The sequence below is a fragment of the Duganella sp. GW821-FHT01E12 genome, from assembly GCF_059422325.1.
In genome coordinates this window covers 213,227-229,257 of record NZ_JBWKWR010000004.1, presented here as the reverse complement: position 1 = coordinate 229,257, position 16,031 = coordinate 213,227, and the positions used below count along the sequence as shown (strand labels likewise).

Genomic DNA, 16,031 nt, shown 5'->3' with positions numbered 1-16,031 from the left:
CGCTGATCACACAAAGACGTTCGCCATGCCGATGGCGCCATCGTCCTTGACCAGCTCGTAGCAGCGGCAGGACGCCGCCTCCAGTCCGGCGGAATCGAGGATCTCGATATTGCCGCGGCTGTAGCTGATCAATTTCTGCTGTTGCAGCGCGCTGGCCGCCTTGGTCACGCCGACCCGGCGCACGCCCAGCGCATGCGCCAGGAACTCGTGGGTCAGATGGAATTTCTCCGATTGCAGACGGTCGCGCGTGATCAGCAACGTGCGCGCCAGCCGCGCTTCCAGCACGTGGAAACGGCTGCACACGGCGATCTGGATCGCCTGCGCCAGCAAGGTGTCGGTGTAGCGGTACAGCAGGCGCTGCAGCGCTTCGCTGCGCTTGAACTCGGCGCGGAAACCGGCCACGTCGATGCGGCTGGCGCGCCCGGCGCGCTGCACCACCGCGCGCACCAGGGCCAGCTCGTGGCCCAGCGCCACCGACGCGCCTATCATGCCCTCCCGCCCCACCGAGCCCACCTCCAGCGTCATGCGGCCCTCGGCCACCGCCAGCAGCGAGATCAGGCTGTCCATCGGAAAGTAGATGTGGCGGATGGCCTGGCCCGGTTCGTACAACACCTGGCCCACGTCCACCCGCACCGTGTCGCACAACGCCAGCAGATTGCCTTGGTCGTCGTCGGCCAGGCTGGACAACAAACGGTTCAGCGCGGGCCGGGCCTGCGCCCTGTCGTCGTCGGAAAGCGTGGAAGGATGGGTATGCATGGAACCAGCGTAATGGCTGCGATTTGCGCTGTATGTACGGTGACGCACGGAAGCCGGACAAGTCTTCAGGGAAAATCCGGCGTGCAATGCATAACTCTACACATCAATAACAGGACACACATCATGGACACCCCAACCAGCAAACCCAAGCTCCACCCTCTCATGGTCATCGCCGCCGTCGCGGTGGTGCTGTTCTGCGGCGTCGGCAGCGCCGCCATCATGGGCTGGCTGCCGAGCTCCAGCGCCACCGTGCCTGGCGCCGCGCCGATGCCGGGCCAGCTGTCGTCGGTGCCGCCGCAGGAGCAGGCAGCGGCCCCGCAGCAGGCCGGCTACGCCAGCAACGCCGCGCCGGCCCAGGCGCAGTATCCGACGCAGCAGCAGCAGCAGCAGCAGCAGCAGCAAGAACCCGTCGCGCAACAGGGGCCGGCCGTCTGCAGCAGCTGCGGCGTGGTGGAATCGGTGCGCTCGATCGAACACCGCGGCCAGGGTAGCGGCGTGGGCGCGGCCGGCGGCGCCATCCTGGGCGGCCTGCTGGGCAACCAGATCGGCAGCGGCCATGGCCGCCAGCTGGCCACCGTGGCCGGCGCGGTCGGCGGCGCCGTGGCCGGCAACCAGGTCGAAGGCAATATGAAGACCACGCACAGCTGGGAGATCGTGGTGCGCATGGACAACGGCAAGAAGCGCGTGCTGCACCAGTCGGCACAGCCGCAATGGCGCTCGGGCGACCAGGTGAAGATCGTCAACGGCCAGTTGCACTCCCTGTAAGTACGTCAGCGTACAGAAAGCAGGAAGCGCCTGGCAGACAATGGCTTCACGTTATCGCAACGACCTTTTAACAACCCGAGGAGAATCACATGCTCTACACCATCGCTGTTGTTCTGCTTATTCTGTGGCTGCTGGGCCTGGTCACTTCCTACACCATCGGCGGCTTCATCCACATCCTGCTGGTGGTGGCCATCATCATGGTGCTGCTGCGCCTGATTAGCGGACGAGGCGTCTAGCCCCTCCCGCACGCCCCGCATGCGGCGCTCCACTGAACGGTGGCGCGCCGTTTTTATTTGGGCGGCGGCGTTTTGGCGTATGCTGTGCCTACCTTTTTGCGGGAGCTGACATGAAGCGACTGATACTTTCCCTGGCCGTGCTGGCCGCCGCGCAGGCGCCGGCCCAGACCATCAAGCCCGGCCTGTGGGAGCTGCACAACCAGGTCAAGACCGGCAATCCCCAGGCCGACCAGGCGATGAGCATGGCGCTCAAGCAGCTGGCCAACATGCCGCCCGAGCAGCGCGCGCAGATGGAGGAAATGATGAAGCAGAACGGCGTCTCCATGCCCAAGGCCGGCAACGACGGCGGCATGGTGGTCACCGCCTGCGTCACGCCCGAGATGGCGGCGAAGAAGGAGCTGCCGATGAACCAGAAGGGCAAGTGCTCGTCCAGGAGCGAGCCGGTGGCGGGCGGCCTGAACATCTCGTTCACCTGCAGCGATCCGGCCTCCAGCGGCCAGGGCACGCTGCGCTACAACGGCGACAGCGCCTACGTGATGCACATGAACGTCACCAGCGAGGCCGGCGGCAAGCCGCAGAACGTGCAAGTGGAATCGACCGGACGCTGGCTCAGCGCCAGCTGCCCGGCCAGGCCCAACTGATCACTCGGTGTCGGCGAAGGCCATGTAGCGCTGGTAGGCCAGCGTGGCGATGGGGCCGACCGGCAGGCTGCGCGCCTCGTAGCGGATGCATGGCGTGACCTTGCCGTAGTTGCCGGTGTTGAAGATCTCGACCGCCGTCTCCAGCTCTTCCGGGCGCACCGGGCGCTCCTCGACCGCGATGCCCTCCTTGGCCAGCAAGGCGATCACGCGCGCGCGGGTGATGCCGGACAGGAAGGTGCCGTTGGCCACCGGCGTCACCACCTTGCCCTCGGGCGTGACCAGGAACAGGTTGGCCGACGCGAACTCGGCCACGTTGCCGGCGTTGTCGCACACCACCGCGTTGTCGTAGCCGCGCTGCTGCGCCTCGCGGATCGCCTTGCTGGTGTTGGCGTACAGCGCGGACGCCTTGGCGTCGGTCGGCGCCATCGACGGGTCGGGACGGCGCAGCGCCGTCAGGCAGGCCGAGAAGCCGGTGAATGGCGGCATCGGCGCGTCGAACAGGGTCAGCGCGAAGGCGCTTTTTTCCGGCACCGGCACCAGCAGGCCGTCGGTGCCGAACACCAGCGGACGCACGTACAGCTCGGCGTCCGGCGGGAACTTGGCCACGCCTTCGCGCACCAGCTGTTCCATTTCGTCGACCGACAGCGGGCACACCAGGCCGAGCCGCTCGGACGAGGTGATCACCCGCTGCAGGTGCAGGCGCAGGTCCGGCATGTGGCCGCGGATCGAGCGCGCGCCGTCGAACACGGACGATCCCAGCCAGACGCTGTGGTCCATCGCGCCAAACAGGGGGGTGTTGCCTTCGGACCAGCCGCCGTTGAAGTAAGTCAGATACATGCTTGTTCCCGATGAGTGCTAAAACGAGCAATTTAGCACGGATCAGAAAGCGTGGCGCAGGCCGATGTTGATGGCCCGGTCGCCATGGCCGGCACCGGTGGCGTTGCCGACCGTGTAGCCGGCGCCGTTGCGGTTCTGGATGCGGGCGAAGGCCGCGTAAAACTCGGTGCGGCGCGACAGCGCATAGCTGACGCCGACGGCGAACTGGTTGGCGTCGCGGTTGGCGCCGCTGCGGTCGTCCTTGTGGATGTAGGACGCCAGCAAGGTGGCGGCGCCCATCGGCACCGCCACGCCCACCAGCACGTCGCGGCTGTTGTTGGACGGCGTGCTCTGCGCCACCGCGCCGTAGGGATTGGACATGTCCCACGGCGAACTGCCGTCGCCCCGGCTGTGGCCGTACGCGGCGTAGCCGACGAAGCGGCCGAAGTCCACATTGGCCGCCACCAGCGTGTTGCTGGCCGACTGGTCGACCGCCGAGGCGGCGCCGCTGGCGTCGAGCGGGTTGTCCTTGCGCTGGTGGGTGATGCGCAGCTTGACGGCGCCGCCGGCATAGCCGATGGTGGCGCCGTAGGCGCGGTTGGCCTTGCTGTTGTAGGGCGACTCGCCGAAGCTGTAGATGGCCGCGCCGGTCCAGCCGCCCCTGCTGCGCGGCGACTGGTACTTGATCGTGTTGTCGTAGCGGCGCGTGGTGTAGCCGACCAGGTTGGCCGCGCTGCCGGCCATGCCGCCGTGGAAGGGATCGGCCACGTCGGTCAGCGTCTCGTACACCAGGTTGTACTGCCGGCCCAGCGTGACCGCGCCCAGCGGCCCGTCCAGCCCGACATAGGCCTGGCGGCCGAACAGCCTGCCGTTCTGGTCGGAGCCGCCGCTGTCGTTGAGGATGCCCGCCTCCAGCGTGTAGACCGCCGCCGTGCCGCCGCCCAGCTCCTCGCGTCCGCGCAGGCCCAGGCGCGAACCGGCGGCCACGCCGCTGTCGAGCCGCGTGCGCGCGCAGGGGCCGATGCAGCCGCGCTCGGCCACCACGCCGGCATCCAGCAGGCCATACACCTGCGCCTGCGCCGCCGCGGCCAGCGGCGCCAAGCATGCCAATGCGAAGCAGATCCGTTTCATGATGCGCCCGGAATAAGGTAAGCCCTTGGCTTCATGGTAGGACACCGGACGCGACACCTCTGTGCGCAGGACCACGCAGGCCGCAGATTCTTTCCCCGGCCGCAGAACATTGCCGCTCCACCAGTTGAGTTTCCCCATGGACAGCCAATGTTCGCCAACGTACATACTTGGCAGACTTATACGACTATACTGCGTCTTTGTCCCTACGCGGTTCGTCCGCCCCATGCATGCTAGAGATCCTTGAACGCATAGACGCAGACAGCAACGACATCGGCCTGATGGTCGAGCTGTTCGACACCCTGCGCCCGCAGCGCGCCACCGACGGCGCGCGCGCCACCGCCAACGTCCGCACCCTGTGCCAGCTGTTGAAGGGCAACCCCGCCCACGCACAGGCGCTGGGCCGCTACGCGCGCCGGCTGCTGTCGGGCCGCCGCCACGCCAGCCTGTACACCGAGATCGGCGTGCTGTCCAACGACGGCTTCTTCACCGAATTCAAACGCCGCATCGCCTACCGCATCCTGCCGCCCGCGCTGGGCGACGAATACCTGAGCGACGCGCTCGACCAGGTGATCTACCGGCGCAGCGACCACCTGTGGATCGCCGCCGTGCCGGCCGCCGACTGGCTGGCCCTGATCGACGTGATCAGCCAGCACGACGCGCAGGAACCACGCCCGCAGCTGATGCTGCCCGGCCTGCTCGAAGCGATACGCACGCTGTCCTACCGCGTGTGCGCCATCGGCCTGGAGCCCAAGCTGACCAATTTCCACACCGAGATGGAGACCTACGAGTCGCCGTTCATGGTGCAGAACTTCGAGGTCAACGCCTATCTGGACCACTACCAGCGCCGGCTGGCCGGCGACGAGGTGGCGCTGGAGGACGCGCGCCACCTGCTGGTGATGCTGGACCAGTGCGACGGCGTGGTGGCCAAGATCCGCAAGAAGGCGCTGAGCCAGGGCACCAGCATCGCCCTGACCTACCTGCTGGTGACGCTGACGCAAAGCATAGACCGCCTGCGCAAGCTGCTGTTCCTGGTCGACGTCAGCGGCGAGCTGCCGGCCGCCGCCGCGCCCGAGCTCAAGCTGCTGGCCGCGACCCACGCGCCGCACCAGCAGGAAGGCCCGCCCAGCCCGCGCCGCAGCGCCGCCGTCGGCCTGGGCCTGGAGCTGATCAAGGCGCACAACCACAAGTACATGTTACGCGACCTGATGCGCGACAATATCGACCTGCTGGCGCGCAACGTCACCGAGAACGCCAGCCACACCGGCGAGCACTACGTGGCCAGCCAGCGCAGGGAGCTGACGGCCATGTTCGTGTCCTCGGCCGGGGCCGGCCTGGTGATCGGCTTCATGGCGCTGTTCAAGATATTGATGTCCTACCTGCGCGCCGCGCCGCTGGTCGAAGCCTTCCTGTTCAGCATGAACTACTCGCTGGGCTTCATGTTCATCCACTTGCTGCACTTCACGGTGGCCACCAAGCAGCCGGCGATGACGGCCTCGCGCATCGCGGCCGGCCTGCACAGCAAGGACGGGCGCAACATCGACATCGACAGCATGGCCGAGCTGTGCGTCAAGGTGATCCGCACGCAGAACATGGCGGTGCTGGGCAACCTGGCCACCGCCATCCCCACCGCCGGGCTGATCGCGCTGGCCTGGCCGTGGCTGACCGGCCACCACCTGGTGTCGCCGGAAAAAGCCATGCGCCTGCTGCAGGACATCGACCCGATCCACGGGCCGACGCTGGTGTACGCGGCCATCGCCGGCGTGTGCCTGTTCGTGGCCGGCCTGATCTCCGGCTACTACGACAACAAGGCGCTGTACACCCGCTGGTCGCAGCGCATCGCGCAGCTGCGCGGGCTGCGCTGGCTGCTGGGGCCGGAGCGCCTGGCGCGCCTGGGCGTCTACCTGGAGAACAACCTCGGCGGCCTGATGGGCAATTTCTTCTTCGGCATCCTGCTGGGCGTGATGCCGCTGCTGGGCTTCCTGCTGGGCCTGCCGCTGGACATCCGCCATGTGACGTTCTCATCGGCCAACTTCGCGACGGCCATGGTCGGACTGGATTACCATGTCAGCTGGGAACTGGTGCTGACCTCGGTGGCCGGTTTCCTGGCCATCGGCACGGTCAACCTGGTGGTCAGCTTCGGGCTGGCGCTGTGGGTGGCGCTGCGGTCGCGCCAGGTGCGCTTCAAGCAGGGCTGGCAGCTGGTCAAGGCGCTGGACCGCCGGTTCCGCCAGGGGCCGGTATCGTTCTTCTTCGGCGCCGAGGCCGGGGAGGCAGAGTTGTCCGACACAGCGGTCGCTACGGAGAAGGCCCACAAATGAACCTCGCGCGCATGCGGTGCTGGCTGGCCCTCTGCCTGATGTGCTGGGGCCTGCTGGGCGCATGCGCATCGCTGCCCAACGTGACGGCGCTGAGCGACAAGCTGGAGCCGGCCGCCGTGCCCAGCGTGCAGGGCGTGCACGGCGGCATGAGCGCCGAGCGCGGCAAGGCACTGCTGGCCAAGCGCTGGCCCAAGGGCTCGCTGGACATGCAGGCCCAGGCCGCGCTGGAGGAAGCGGCCACCGGCGTGCCCCTCATCGCCGGCAACAAGTGCACGCTGCTGTTCGACGGCCCGCAGACCATGGCCGAGATGCTCAAGGCCATCGCCGGCGCGCGCAACCACATCAATCTGGAAACCTATATCTTCGACCAGGACGAACTGGGCCTGAAGTTCGCCGACGCGCTGATCGACAAGCAGCGCCAAGGAGTGACGGTCAACATCCAGTACGACAGCCTCGGCACGCTGGGCGTGCCGTCCGCATTTTTCGAGCGCATGCGCCAGGCCGGCATTCACCTGCTCGAATACAACCCGGTCAACCCGGCCAAGCTGAGCGGCGAAAGCTGGAAGCTCAACAACCGCGACCACCGCAAGGTGCTGATCGTCGACGGCAAGGTCGCCTTCACCGGCGGCATCAACATCAGCGCGACCTATGCCCGCAGCTCGCTGTTCCGCTCCGCCGCCAAGCCGACCGACCAGTCGCAGGTGGGCTGGCGCGACACCCACGTCATGCTCGAAGGGCCGGCGGTGCGGGCGTTCCAGTGGCTGTTCGTGCGCCAGTGGGCGTCGCAGGACCGGGCCGATCTGCCGGACGCCGACTACTTCCCGCAGCCGGTCATCGCCGGCGACAAGGTGGTGCGCGTGCTGGGCAGCGACCCCGGCGGCAAGTTCGAAATCTACAAGGCCTACAACCTGGCGATCCAGGAAGCCAAGCGCAGCATCCACATCACCTCGGCCTACTTCGTGCCGGATCGGCAGACGGTGGAGGCGCTGACGGCCGCCGCGCGGCGCGGGGTGGACGTCAGGATCGTGCTGCCGGGCGTATCCGACAGCGGGCTGGTGTTCTACGCCGGCCACGCCTTCTACGACGACCTGCTGGAGAGCGGCGTGCGGATCCATCAACTGAAGCTGGCGGTGCTGCACGCCAAGACCGCCGTCATCGACGGCAACTGGTCGACGGTCGGCTCGACCAACATCGACACCCGCAGCTTCCTGCACAACAGCGAGCTCAACGTCATGATCATGGGCGCGGCCTTCGGCGGCGAGATGGAGCAGGCCTTCCAGGAAGACCTGCGCGACTCGGCGCAGATCACGCTGGAAGCGTGGCGCCACCGTCCCTGGGCCGACCGCCTGCGCGAATTCGCCGCCCGCTTCATGAACTACTGGCTATAAATCAACTGGGGTCAAGTCTGACATTCGGACACGAGCTCATGCTTCGGCGGTCAGCGACCAGGCGCCGGCGCTGCGCTGGAAGCGCTCGGTGTGCGACACTTCGAAGCTGCCGGTGCCGTCCACCCAGCTGTAGCGCTGCACCTCCACCCGGTCGTGCTCGACCCGAATGACGTTGAAGGAATTCGACTCGCCCCGCCCGCGCGTGGACGTGGCCGTGCCGGCCTGCACCATCAAGGCCGCGTAGCCGCTGATCTCGTAGCGCTGCGCCGTGTTGTGCGCGTGGCTGACGTGCAGATGCCCCGCCAGCAGCAAGTCCACCCCGCATTCGGCAAACGCCCGCATCGCCAGCGGCGCGCGGTTGACCAGATCGTTCTCGTCCAGCGTGTCCGGCATGTCGAACGGATGATGGGTGACGACGATGCGCGTCAGGTGCGGGTCCACCGCGCTCATGCGGCGGTGGATCTGGGCGATCTGCTCGCGGTTGATGCGCCCGTCCTTGAAGGTCAGCGAACGCGCGGTGTTGATGCCCAGGACGGCGATCTCGTCGTCCACATATTCCGGCGTCAAATCCAGCGTGACGTAGCGCGTGTACTTGCGCAGCGGCGCCAAAAAGCGGCTGGCGACGTTGTACAGCGGGATGTCGTGATTGCCCGGCACCACGATCTGCGGCCCCGGCAAGGTGTCCAGGAAGGCCCGCGCCGCCTGGAACTCCTCGGTCCTGGCGCGCTGCGTCAGGTCGCCGGACACCACCACCACGTCCGGCGCCAGGCTGGCGGCCACCGCTTGCAGCGGCCGCAGCAGGTTGTGGTCGACGCGGCCGAAGTGCAGGTCGGATAAATGAACGATGGTGCGCATGCTGCCCTCCTAGGCCGGTACGATGACGTTCAAGGCCGCCGCCCGCGAGCGGTAGCACAGCGGCGGCTTCATCAGCGTGACTTCGCCGTCGGTGGCGACGCGCATGTGGTGGTGGCGCGTTTCAATGGTCAGCTCCGAGGCCGACAGCACATCGAAGTCGCGCGTCTGCCCCAGCTTGCCGAGCATGGCGCGCAGGCCGTAGCGCAGCAGGCCCAGCCGCGACGGCCTCTGCGCCACGTACAAACAAAGCTTACCGCTATCGAGCCCCGCGCGCGCGCCCAAGGTCAGGCCCTGCTGGTATTCGTTGTTGCCGATGAAGACGAAGGGCGTGCGGCGCAGATGCTCTTCGCCGTTGATCTTCAGCCGCACGTTCATGAACGGAAAGCGCCGCAAGGCCGCGAACAGCGCGCGCCCGAACGCCGGCCACTTGCTGCGGCCCAGATGGCGCTGCTGCTGCTCGCGGTCGCGCACGATGTCGGGATAGATGCCCAGGCCGGAGTTGTTGAGGAAGATGCGGCCGTTGACCTCGCCCACGTCCACCGCGCACGCCCTGCCCCGCACCACATTGGCCACCGCCGCGTCCAGCTCCAGCGGTATCTTCAAGTCCTTGGCGAAGTGGTTCAGCGTGCCCAGCGGCAGCACGCCCAGCCGGGTCGCGCTGCCCACCAGCGCCGAGGCCACCGCGTTGACGGTGCCGTCGCCGCCGCCCGCCACCACCAGCGGGGCGCCCTCGGCCACGGCCCGTTCGGCGCGCGCGACCATCTCGGCGCCGCTGCGCGCCAGCGTGATGTCGGGCTCGACGCCGTGGCGGCGGAATTTCTCCGTCAGCGCGGCGACCCAGCCGCCGCAGTAACCCTGCCCCGCGCTGGCGTTGACGATGACGACGATGCTGTCCAGTCCATCCTCCCGGAAACGGTTTATAAGGTTTTGGCTTCGCGCCGCCGGCGCAGCGTCGAGATCGCCGTGATGCAGACCGCCAGCCACGCCACGCTCTCGGCCATGGCCGCCAGCACGTCGCTCAGATAGTGGGCGCCCAGGTAGACGCGGCTCAGGGCCACCAACAATACCATCATGGCACAGGCCGCCGCCGCAACCAAGCGCACATGCCAGTGCGGCCGGGCGATCACCAGATAGCTCGCCAGCAGGCCGTAGTACAAGGTCGCCGCCGAGGTGTGGCCGCTGGGGAAGCTGTAGGTCATCAGGGTCACCAGCGGTTCATCGAACATCGGCCGCGCGCGCTGGAAGTGGTACTTCAGCGCCACGTTGAGCATGGCGCCGGTGGGCACCGCCACCAGCAGCGCCAGCAGCCAGTAGCGCGCCCGCACGCGCCAGAAATACCAGCCCAGCGCCGCCACCAGCGCCACCATGCCCACGCCGGTATGGACCAGCGACACGCCCAGCATGAAGCCGGTCAGCGGCTCGAAGGCGTGTGCGTGGAACCAGTGCGCCACCTGCATGTCCAGCACGGTGATCGCCTCCTTGCCCATCACATCCTCGGCCAGCTCGCCGAAAATCGCCACCGACACCAGCAGCAGGACCAGTCCGGCGGTCAGGTGCAGGCCGAATTCGCCTCCGGGCGACAGTCTTGCCTCAATGAAACGGATGAATTTGCTGAAAATTTGGTGCTCCAAGGCTCCCAGCCGTTCAAGTTGTTGGAAAAATCACGAAAAAACGAATTTACTGTTTATTTGCACAGTACCTGTTTATTCATACAGTAGTTATGCTATTCTGAACTCCTCGTTAAACACTACTCCTCCAAAAGGAAACGTCATGACTACACTGCATAGCAGCTTTGGCTCCCGCTTCGGTCTCGAATACATGCCGACCTCGTTCCTGGTGCGCATGGGCAAACGCGAACTGCTGGTGTGCCGTGACTTCCGCAAGCGCTACTACGCGGTGAACCCGATCATGGAATGCGACACCGGCGTGCAGGCTGGCCATCTGGAAGTGCTGATGTTCCGCCGCTGGCTGCTGATCCTGTCGAAGGCTCACTAATGGTTGCCGGTGCCAGTTGCCCGATCCAGTCGCAAGACAGGCCGGCCGACGCCGCTGCCTCGCTCGCGCTCCTCACCTGGGTTTGGCAACTGGCGTACCGTCATCAAACAGATTCGCCTCGTACCACAGCGTCACAAACAGCACCATCACAACAGGACCGATAAACAGTCCGACCAGGCCCAGGGTCTCGACCCCGCCCAGGATGCCGAACAGTACGGCCAGGAACGGCAAGCGCGTGGCGTTGCCGATCATGCCAGGCCGTACAAAGTGGTCCGCCACGAACAGCACGATGGTGCCCCACACCGCCACCGCGATGGCGGCCGGCACCGCGCCGTTGAACACCAGCACCGCCGCCGCGCTGACAAAGGCGATCGGCGCACCGAATGGAATGATCGCCAGGATGCCCGTCACCGCCGCCCACAGAGCGGGGGACGGCAGGCCCGCGATCGCGTAGCCGATGCCGATCAACACGCCCTCCGCCAGGCCCACCAGCACCAGGCCGTTGACGGTGGCGCGGATCGCGGTCGGGATTTTTTCAGCGTAGCGCGCCCAGCGCTGCTCGCTGAAGCAATGGCTGCCGATGGCGGTGATCTGGCGGTTCAGCGCCTCACCGTCCTTGTAGAAGAAGAACAGGCACAAGAATGCCAGGCCGAAATCTACCAGCCGGTGCATGAAGCCCACGCCGGCCACCTTGATCATGTCGCTGGCCGAATGCAGGCCGTTGATCTCGCGCTCGGACAGCAAATGCGACAGCCCGTGCGGCTGGCTCAGCGTGGCCTGCCACCAGTCGCTGAGCCACTCGCCCACCACCGGCAGGTGCTGGATGAAGGCCGGCACCGGGATGCCGTCGGTGTTGGCGCCGACCAGGTAGTTGGCCAGCTCCGGCGCCTGCTTGGCGGCCTGCGCCACGCCCAGCGACACCGGCACGATGAAGACGGCGGCGCAGATCAGGGTCAGCGCGGCGGCGGCCAGCACCTCGTGGCGGCCGAAGCGCGCGCGGATGCGTTTGTAGAGCGGCCAAGTCGCCACGCACAGGATGCCGGCCCACACCAGCGGCAGGAAGAAGCGGTGCATGACGAACGCCGCCAGTGCGATCAGGGTCAGGGAAAAGACTGCACTGAGGATGTCGCGCTGGGTTTCGGTCATCGGAGTATCTCCTGGTAAATATTGTGGGCTATGGTAAGCGCATTTGGCCTGGCAGCAAACGCCGGTCCAAATTTTTAATTATTTTCTAAGCCTTTGCGCAGCAGGTCCGCAGGAAGTCCCGCAGTTGCAGCACCGTCGGCGTGATCTGCGCGCGGTGCATGCACAGCATGTTGAGCGGCGCCGGCTCGCCCAGTATGTCCGGCATCAGGATATGCAGGCGCCCGCTGCGGATATCGTCCGCCAGGTCCAGCCGCGATTTGTAGGCGATGCCCAGGCCCGCCACCGCCCAGCGCCGCACCACGTCGGCGTCGTCGGCGCTGCGGTTGCCGTTGACGTGCAGGGCCAGCGGCTCGGCGCCGGCGTCGCGGTAGAAGGTCCAGCGGTCGTGCACCACCTCGTCCACCATGAAGCGCAGGCAGTTGTGGCGCAGCAGCTCGTTCAGGTCCTTGAGCTTGCCGTGCTGGCGGAGGTAGTCCGGCGAGGCCACCAGCACGCGGCGGTTGTCCGGCGCCAGCGGCAACGCGACCAGGCTGGAATCGTCCTGGCGGCCGTAGCGGATGGCCAGGTCGACCGGCTGCCGGTACATGTCCGACACGCGGTCGCTGATGCTGAGCTGGAAGCTGACCTTGGGATACAGGGCCTGGAACTGGTCCAGCCAGCCCACCATCATGTTGCGGCCCAGGTCGGACGGCATTGAAATCTTCAGCGTGCCGCCCAGCGTTTGCTGGCCCTGGATCAGCGCGTCGTGGCCCTCCTTGAGCAGGCGCAGCGCCTCGCGCGCGTTGCCCAGGTAATGCTCGCCCTCCTCCGTCAGCCGCAGCGAGCGCGTGGTGCGGGCGAACAGCCGCAATCCCAGCTCCCCCTCCAGCCGCTTGACGGCCGCGCTGGCCAGGGCCGGCGATATCTCCAGCTCGCGCGCGGCGGCCGACAGGCTGCCCCGGTCGGCGGTACGGACAAAGACCGTCAAATCGTCCAGTCGCAGCACTATCGTCATTCCTTTGAAAGTGTTTCGCTATCCAGCCCCTTTTTCAGAGCTGTGAAATAAATGATGATACCTCCATCCTCAATCTACCGGAGCATTTCATGAAAGCAGTTGGCTACCGCAAGTCCCTCCCCATCACCCACGACGACGCCCTGATCGACATCGAGCTGCCGGCGCCGCAAGCGAGCGGCCACGACCTGCTGGTCGAAGTGAAGGCCATCTCGGTCAATCCGGTGGACGTCAAGATCCGCGCCAACATGGCGCCGGCCGAAGGCGATACCAAGGTCATCGGCTGGGACGCGGCCGGCGTGGTCAAGGCCGTCGGTCCCGACGTCACGCTGTTCCAGCCGGGCGACGAAGTCTGGTACGCCGGCGCGCTGACGCGTCCCGGCACCAACAGCGAACTGCATCTGGTGGACGAGCGCATCGCCGGCCACAAGCCGCGCAAGCTGGACTTCGGCCAGGCCGCCGCGCTGCCGCTGACCGCCATCACCGCCTGGGAACTGCTGTTCGAACGCCTGGAAGTGAGCCGCGACAAGGGCGCGGCCGGCCAGTCGCTGCTGGTGATCGGCGCGGCCGGCGGGGTCGGTTCCATCCTGGTGCAGCTGGCGCGCCAGCTGACCGGTCTGACCGTGATCGGCACCGCCTCGCGCCCCGACACGGCGGCCTGGGTGCGGGAACTGGGCGCCCACCACGTCATCGACCACACCAGGCCGCTGAACGAGGAGATCGCCCGCCTCGGCCTGCCGCCGGTGCACTACGTCGCCAGCCTGAACCAGACCGACCAACACTGGAACGCCATCGCCGAGCTGGTCGCGCCGCAGGGCAAGGTCGCGCTGATCGACGACCCGGCCGCCCTCGACGTGCGCCTGTTGAAGCGCAAGAGCGTTTCGTTGCACTGGGAGTTCATGTTCACGCGGTCGATGTTCGCCACGGCCGACATGCAGAAGCAGCATCAGCTGCTGAACGACGTGGCCACGCTGGTCGACACCGGCGTCCTCAAGACCACGCTGGCCGAACGCTACGGCAAAATCAACGCGGCCAACCTGAAGCGCGCGCACGCCCTCATCGAGAGCAACCGCGCCAAGGGCAAGCTCGTGCTGGAAGGATTTTAAACGGCGGGCGCCTCGCCGGTGCGGGCGCGCTCCAGCGCCTGGCGCGCGCGCAGCAGCGCCAGCGCCGCGTTGTCGTGCTCGGCCAGCGCCGCCTGCATGGTGCTGGCCGACACGCACGAGCTCTCCAGTATCTGCAGGAACAGCGCCTGCCGCCGCCGCAAGCCCGGCGACTGATAGCCCAGCTGTTCGAACATGCGGCCCACGTCGATGCAGTAGCTGCGCAACTCCCACATGGTGTTCTTGGTGACCTCGATGTCGTTGCGCATGCTGAGGTCGACGTCGATCAGCTCCATCTGCGCCATGCCGTCGCCCGAATAGGCGCGGATGGCCGGCAGCCACTGCTCGAACTTGCCCGCGATGCGTTTGATGCGCACGATCTTCTGGTCCAGCGTGCGGCAATAGTGCCAGCACAGCCAGCACACCGGCAACCGCGCCAGGACGCGCGGCAAGCCGACCGATTGCAGGGTGAGTTCAAGTTTCCTGACTGCGTCGAGCAAACGACGCGTGCTGTCGCTGACCGGAGGGGAAGGCATGATGGAGGCTCCTGTAGGAATTCAGGAACACAGTAGCCGCCGCATCAAACCAGGCGTTTGATGCGGCGTAAGGTCCGAGCAGATTTATTCGGCCTTGCGGAACATGGCCTTGATGCCGCGGAGGCCCTGTCGTATCCGCGCCTCGTTTTCGATCAGCGCGAAGCGCACATAGTCATCGCCGTAGTCGCCGAAACCGATGCCGGGCGACACGCACACCTTGGCCTCGGCCAGCAGCAGCTTGGAGAACTCCAGCGAGCCCAGGTGGCGGTACTGCTCCGGAATGCGGGCCCAGATGTACATCGACGCCTTCGGCTTGTCCACCGGCCAGCCGGCTTCGCACAAGCCCTTGTGCAGCACGTCGCGGCGGCTCTGGTACATCGCGCAGATCTCGCTCACGCAGCTCTGGTCGCCTTCCAGCGCGGCGATCGCCGCCACCTGCACCGGCGTGAAGCTGCCGTAGTCGTGGTAGCTCTTGATGCGCGCCAGCGCCGCCACCAGCTCCTTGTTGCCGACCATGAAGCCGATGCGCCAGCCCGCCATGTTGTAGCTCTTGGACATGGTGAAGAACTCCACCGCCACCTCGCGCGCGCCGGGCACTTGCATGATGGACGGCGCTTTCCAGCCGTCGAAGGTGATGTCGGCGTAGGCCAGGTCGTGCACCACCAGGATGTTGTGCTGCCTGGCCAGCGCCACCACGCGCTCGAAGAACTCCAGCTCCACGCACTGCGCGGTCGGGTTGGACGGGAAGCCCAGGATCATCATCTTCGGCTTCGGATAGCTCTCGCGCACCGCGCGCTCCAGCTCGTCGAAGAAGTCGACGCCGGGCGTCATGCGCACCGAGCGGATGTTGGCACCGGCGATCACCGCGCCCCAGATGTGGATCGGGTAGCTGGGATTGGGCACCAGCACCGTGTCGCCCTGGTCCAGCGTGGCGAGCATCAGGTGCGCCAGGCCCTCCTTGGAGCCGATGGTGACGATGGCTTCCGAATCGGGGTCGAAATCGACCTCGTAGCGGTTCTTGTACCACTTGGTGATCGCGCGCCGCAGACGCGGTATGCCCTTAGAGGCGGAGTAACCGTGCGTGTCGGGACGCTGGACGGTGTCGACCAGTTTTTCGACGATGTGGGCCGGCGTGGCGCCATCCGGGTTCCCCATCGACATGTCGATGATGTCTTCGCCGCGACGGCGCGCCGCCAGCTTGAGCTCGGCGGTGACATTGAAAACGTAGGGAGGCAGGCGATCGATGCGCGAAAAGCTGCGCGGAGCTTGGGTGTCAGTCATGGATGTCTCACGTAAGCGCCCGGAACCGTCCGAGCGACGTCGATGCAATGTCGCATCGGCATCCATACTAGCC

Annotated in this window: 17 protein-coding genes; 7 read left to right on the top strand and 10 right to left on the bottom strand. The window is 66.6% G+C overall.

The genetic code is table 11. The features are described 5' to 3' along the window. Positions 1-6: 6 nt before the first annotated feature. Positions 7-756 (bottom strand): Crp/Fnr family transcriptional regulator, encoded by a 750-nt coding sequence (locus AC07WS_RS14250; protein ID WP_494729718.1) that lies wholly within the window; start codon positions 754-756, stop codon positions 7-9. Between the two features lie 123 nt (positions 757-879). Between AC07WS_RS14250 and AC07WS_RS14245 the strand changes: the two genes are divergently transcribed. The 3 genes from AC07WS_RS14245 (at position 880) to AC07WS_RS14235 (ending at position 2,398) form a co-directional block, all read left to right on the top strand. Continuing rightward, positions 880-1,521: a glycine zipper 2TM domain-containing protein gene (locus tag AC07WS_RS14245; RefSeq protein ID WP_494729717.1), complete on the top strand. Its 642-nt coding sequence runs from the start codon at positions 880-882 to the stop codon at positions 1,519-1,521. Between the two features lie 89 nt (positions 1,522-1,610). Next, positions 1,611-1,757, top strand: a complete 147-nt coding sequence (locus AC07WS_RS14240; protein ID WP_008446864.1) for a lmo0937 family membrane protein — start codon at positions 1,611-1,613, stop codon at positions 1,755-1,757. Between the two features lie 110 nt (positions 1,758-1,867). Continuing rightward, positions 1,868-2,398: a DUF3617 domain-containing protein gene (locus tag AC07WS_RS14235; RefSeq protein WP_494729716.1), complete on the top strand. Its 531-nt coding sequence runs from the start codon at positions 1,868-1,870 to the stop codon at positions 2,396-2,398. On the opposite strand, the gene AC07WS_RS14230 is transcribed toward AC07WS_RS14235, so the two are convergent. Both AC07WS_RS14230 and AC07WS_RS14225 read right to left on the bottom strand, forming a co-directional pair. Continuing rightward, positions 2,399-3,235, bottom strand: a complete 837-nt coding sequence (locus AC07WS_RS14230; RefSeq protein WP_494729715.1) for a branched-chain amino acid aminotransferase — start codon at positions 3,233-3,235, stop codon at positions 2,399-2,401. Positions 3,236-3,277: 42 nt separating this feature from the next. Beyond that, positions 3,278-4,345 (bottom strand): porin, encoded by a 1,068-nt coding sequence (locus AC07WS_RS14225; protein ID WP_494729714.1) that lies wholly within the window; start codon positions 4,343-4,345, stop codon positions 3,278-3,280. Positions 4,346-4,572: 227 nt separating this feature from the next. On the opposite strand from AC07WS_RS14225, the gene AC07WS_RS14220 reads away from it, so the two are divergent. Continuing rightward, entirely contained in the window at positions 4,573-6,663 is a 2,091-nt protein-coding gene (locus tag AC07WS_RS14220; RefSeq protein ID WP_494729713.1) for a site-specific recombinase, read from the top strand. Next, entirely contained in the window at positions 6,660-8,051 is a 1,392-nt protein-coding gene (gene cls / locus AC07WS_RS14215; RefSeq protein WP_494729712.1) for a cardiolipin synthase, read from the top strand. The genes AC07WS_RS14220 and cls overlap by 4 nt, the downstream gene beginning before the upstream one ends. Before the next feature lie 36 nt (positions 8,052-8,087). Here the strand turns inward: cls and AC07WS_RS14210 are convergent, their stop codons facing one another. Genes AC07WS_RS14210 through AC07WS_RS14200 form a run of 3 tightly spaced genes read right to left on the bottom strand, consistent with a single transcriptional unit; the run spans position 8,088 to position 10,537 of the window. Further along, entirely contained in the window at positions 8,088-8,906 is an 819-nt protein-coding gene (locus AC07WS_RS14210; protein ID WP_494729711.1) for a metallophosphoesterase family protein, read from the bottom strand. Positions 8,907-8,915: 9 nt separating this feature from the next. Further along, positions 8,916-9,890 (bottom strand): diacylglycerol/lipid kinase family protein, encoded by a 975-nt coding sequence (locus tag AC07WS_RS14205; RefSeq protein WP_494729710.1) that lies wholly within the window; start codon positions 9,888-9,890, stop codon positions 8,916-8,918. Continuing rightward, a complete protein-coding gene (locus AC07WS_RS14200; protein WP_494729709.1) occupies positions 9,824-10,537 on the bottom strand; it encodes a phosphatase PAP2 family protein in 714 nt (237 codons plus the stop codon). The genes AC07WS_RS14205 and AC07WS_RS14200 overlap by 67 nt, the downstream gene beginning before the upstream one ends. A gap of 139 nt (positions 10,538-10,676) precedes the next feature. Between AC07WS_RS14200 and AC07WS_RS14195 the strand changes: the two genes are divergently transcribed. Continuing rightward, positions 10,677-10,901, top strand: a complete 225-nt coding sequence (locus AC07WS_RS14195; protein ID WP_008446853.1) for a hypothetical protein — start codon at positions 10,677-10,679, stop codon at positions 10,899-10,901. Between the two features lie 72 nt (positions 10,902-10,973). Here AC07WS_RS14195 and AC07WS_RS14190 read toward each other — a convergent pair whose 3' ends face one another. Both AC07WS_RS14190 and AC07WS_RS14185 read right to left on the bottom strand, forming a co-directional pair. Further along, on the bottom strand, positions 10,974-12,047 hold the full coding sequence (locus AC07WS_RS14190) for an AI-2E family transporter (RefSeq protein WP_494729708.1): 1,074 nt from the start codon (positions 12,045-12,047) through the stop codon (positions 10,974-10,976). 85 nt (positions 12,048-12,132) lie between these two features. Then, the gene (locus AC07WS_RS14185) at positions 12,133-13,041 is read right to left on the bottom strand and encodes a LysR family transcriptional regulator (RefSeq protein ID WP_494729707.1); all 909 of its coding nucleotides are present in this window, start codon (positions 13,039-13,041) and stop codon (positions 12,133-12,135) included. Positions 13,042-13,130: 89 nt separating this feature from the next. Between AC07WS_RS14185 and AC07WS_RS14180 the strand changes: the two genes are divergently transcribed. After that, positions 13,131-14,144 (top strand): zinc-binding alcohol dehydrogenase family protein, encoded by a 1,014-nt coding sequence (locus AC07WS_RS14180; protein WP_494729706.1) that lies wholly within the window; start codon positions 13,131-13,133, stop codon positions 14,142-14,144. On the opposite strand, the gene AC07WS_RS14175 is transcribed toward AC07WS_RS14180, so the two are convergent. Together AC07WS_RS14175 and alaC are read right to left on the bottom strand one after the other, a co-directional pair. Next, the gene (locus AC07WS_RS14175; RefSeq protein WP_494729705.1) at positions 14,141-14,677 is read right to left on the bottom strand and encodes a hypothetical protein; all 537 of its coding nucleotides are present in this window, start codon (positions 14,675-14,677) and stop codon (positions 14,141-14,143) included. The genes AC07WS_RS14180 and AC07WS_RS14175 overlap by 4 nt on opposite strands. Positions 14,678-14,761: 84 nt before the next feature. Beyond that, positions 14,762-15,958, bottom strand: coding sequence for an alanine transaminase (gene alaC / locus AC07WS_RS14170; protein WP_494729704.1), 1,197 nt, complete (start codon positions 15,956-15,958; stop codon positions 14,762-14,764). Positions 15,959-16,031 lie beyond the last annotated feature (73 nt).

What these genes read in the sequence shown, in the direction of transcription:
- AC07WS_RS14250 (WP_494729718.1), bottom strand. Translation starts at nt 756, where the DNA reads ATGCATACCCATCCTTCCACGCTTTCCGACGACGACAGGGCGCAGGCC.
- AC07WS_RS14245 (WP_494729717.1), top strand. Translation starts at nt 880, where the DNA reads ATGGACACCCCAACCAGCAAACCCAAGCTCCACCCTCTCATGGTCATC.
- AC07WS_RS14240 (WP_008446864.1), top strand. Translation starts at nt 1,611, where the DNA reads ATGCTCTACACCATCGCTGTTGTTCTGCTTATTCTGTGGCTGCTGGGC.
- AC07WS_RS14235 (WP_494729716.1), top strand. Translation starts at nt 1,868, where the DNA reads ATGAAGCGACTGATACTTTCCCTGGCCGTGCTGGCCGCCGCGCAGGCG.
- AC07WS_RS14230 (WP_494729715.1), bottom strand. Translation starts at nt 3,235, where the DNA reads ATGTATCTGACTTACTTCAACGGCGGCTGGTCCGAAGGCAACACCCCC.
- AC07WS_RS14225 (WP_494729714.1), bottom strand. Translation starts at nt 4,345, where the DNA reads ATGAAACGGATCTGCTTCGCATTGGCATGCTTGGCGCCGCTGGCCGCG.
- AC07WS_RS14220 (WP_494729713.1), top strand. Translation starts at nt 4,573, where the DNA reads ATGCTAGAGATCCTTGAACGCATAGACGCAGACAGCAACGACATCGGC.
- cls (WP_494729712.1), top strand. Translation starts at nt 6,660, where the DNA reads ATGAACCTCGCGCGCATGCGGTGCTGGCTGGCCCTCTGCCTGATGTGC.
- AC07WS_RS14210 (WP_494729711.1), bottom strand. Translation starts at nt 8,906, where the DNA reads ATGCGCACCATCGTTCATTTATCCGACCTGCACTTCGGCCGCGTCGAC.
- AC07WS_RS14195 (WP_008446853.1), top strand. Translation starts at nt 10,677, where the DNA reads ATGACTACACTGCATAGCAGCTTTGGCTCCCGCTTCGGTCTCGAATAC.
- AC07WS_RS14190 (WP_494729708.1), bottom strand. Translation starts at nt 12,047, where the DNA reads ATGACCGAAACCCAGCGCGACATCCTCAGTGCAGTCTTTTCCCTGACC.
- AC07WS_RS14185 (WP_494729707.1), bottom strand. Translation starts at nt 13,041, where the DNA reads ATGACGATAGTGCTGCGACTGGACGATTTGACGGTCTTTGTCCGTACC.
- AC07WS_RS14180 (WP_494729706.1), top strand. Translation starts at nt 13,131, where the DNA reads ATGAAAGCAGTTGGCTACCGCAAGTCCCTCCCCATCACCCACGACGAC.
- AC07WS_RS14175 (WP_494729705.1), bottom strand. Translation starts at nt 14,677, where the DNA reads ATGCCTTCCCCTCCGGTCAGCGACAGCACGCGTCGTTTGCTCGACGCA.
- alaC (WP_494729704.1), bottom strand. Translation starts at nt 15,958, where the DNA reads ATGACTGACACCCAAGCTCCGCGCAGCTTTTCGCGCATCGATCGCCTG.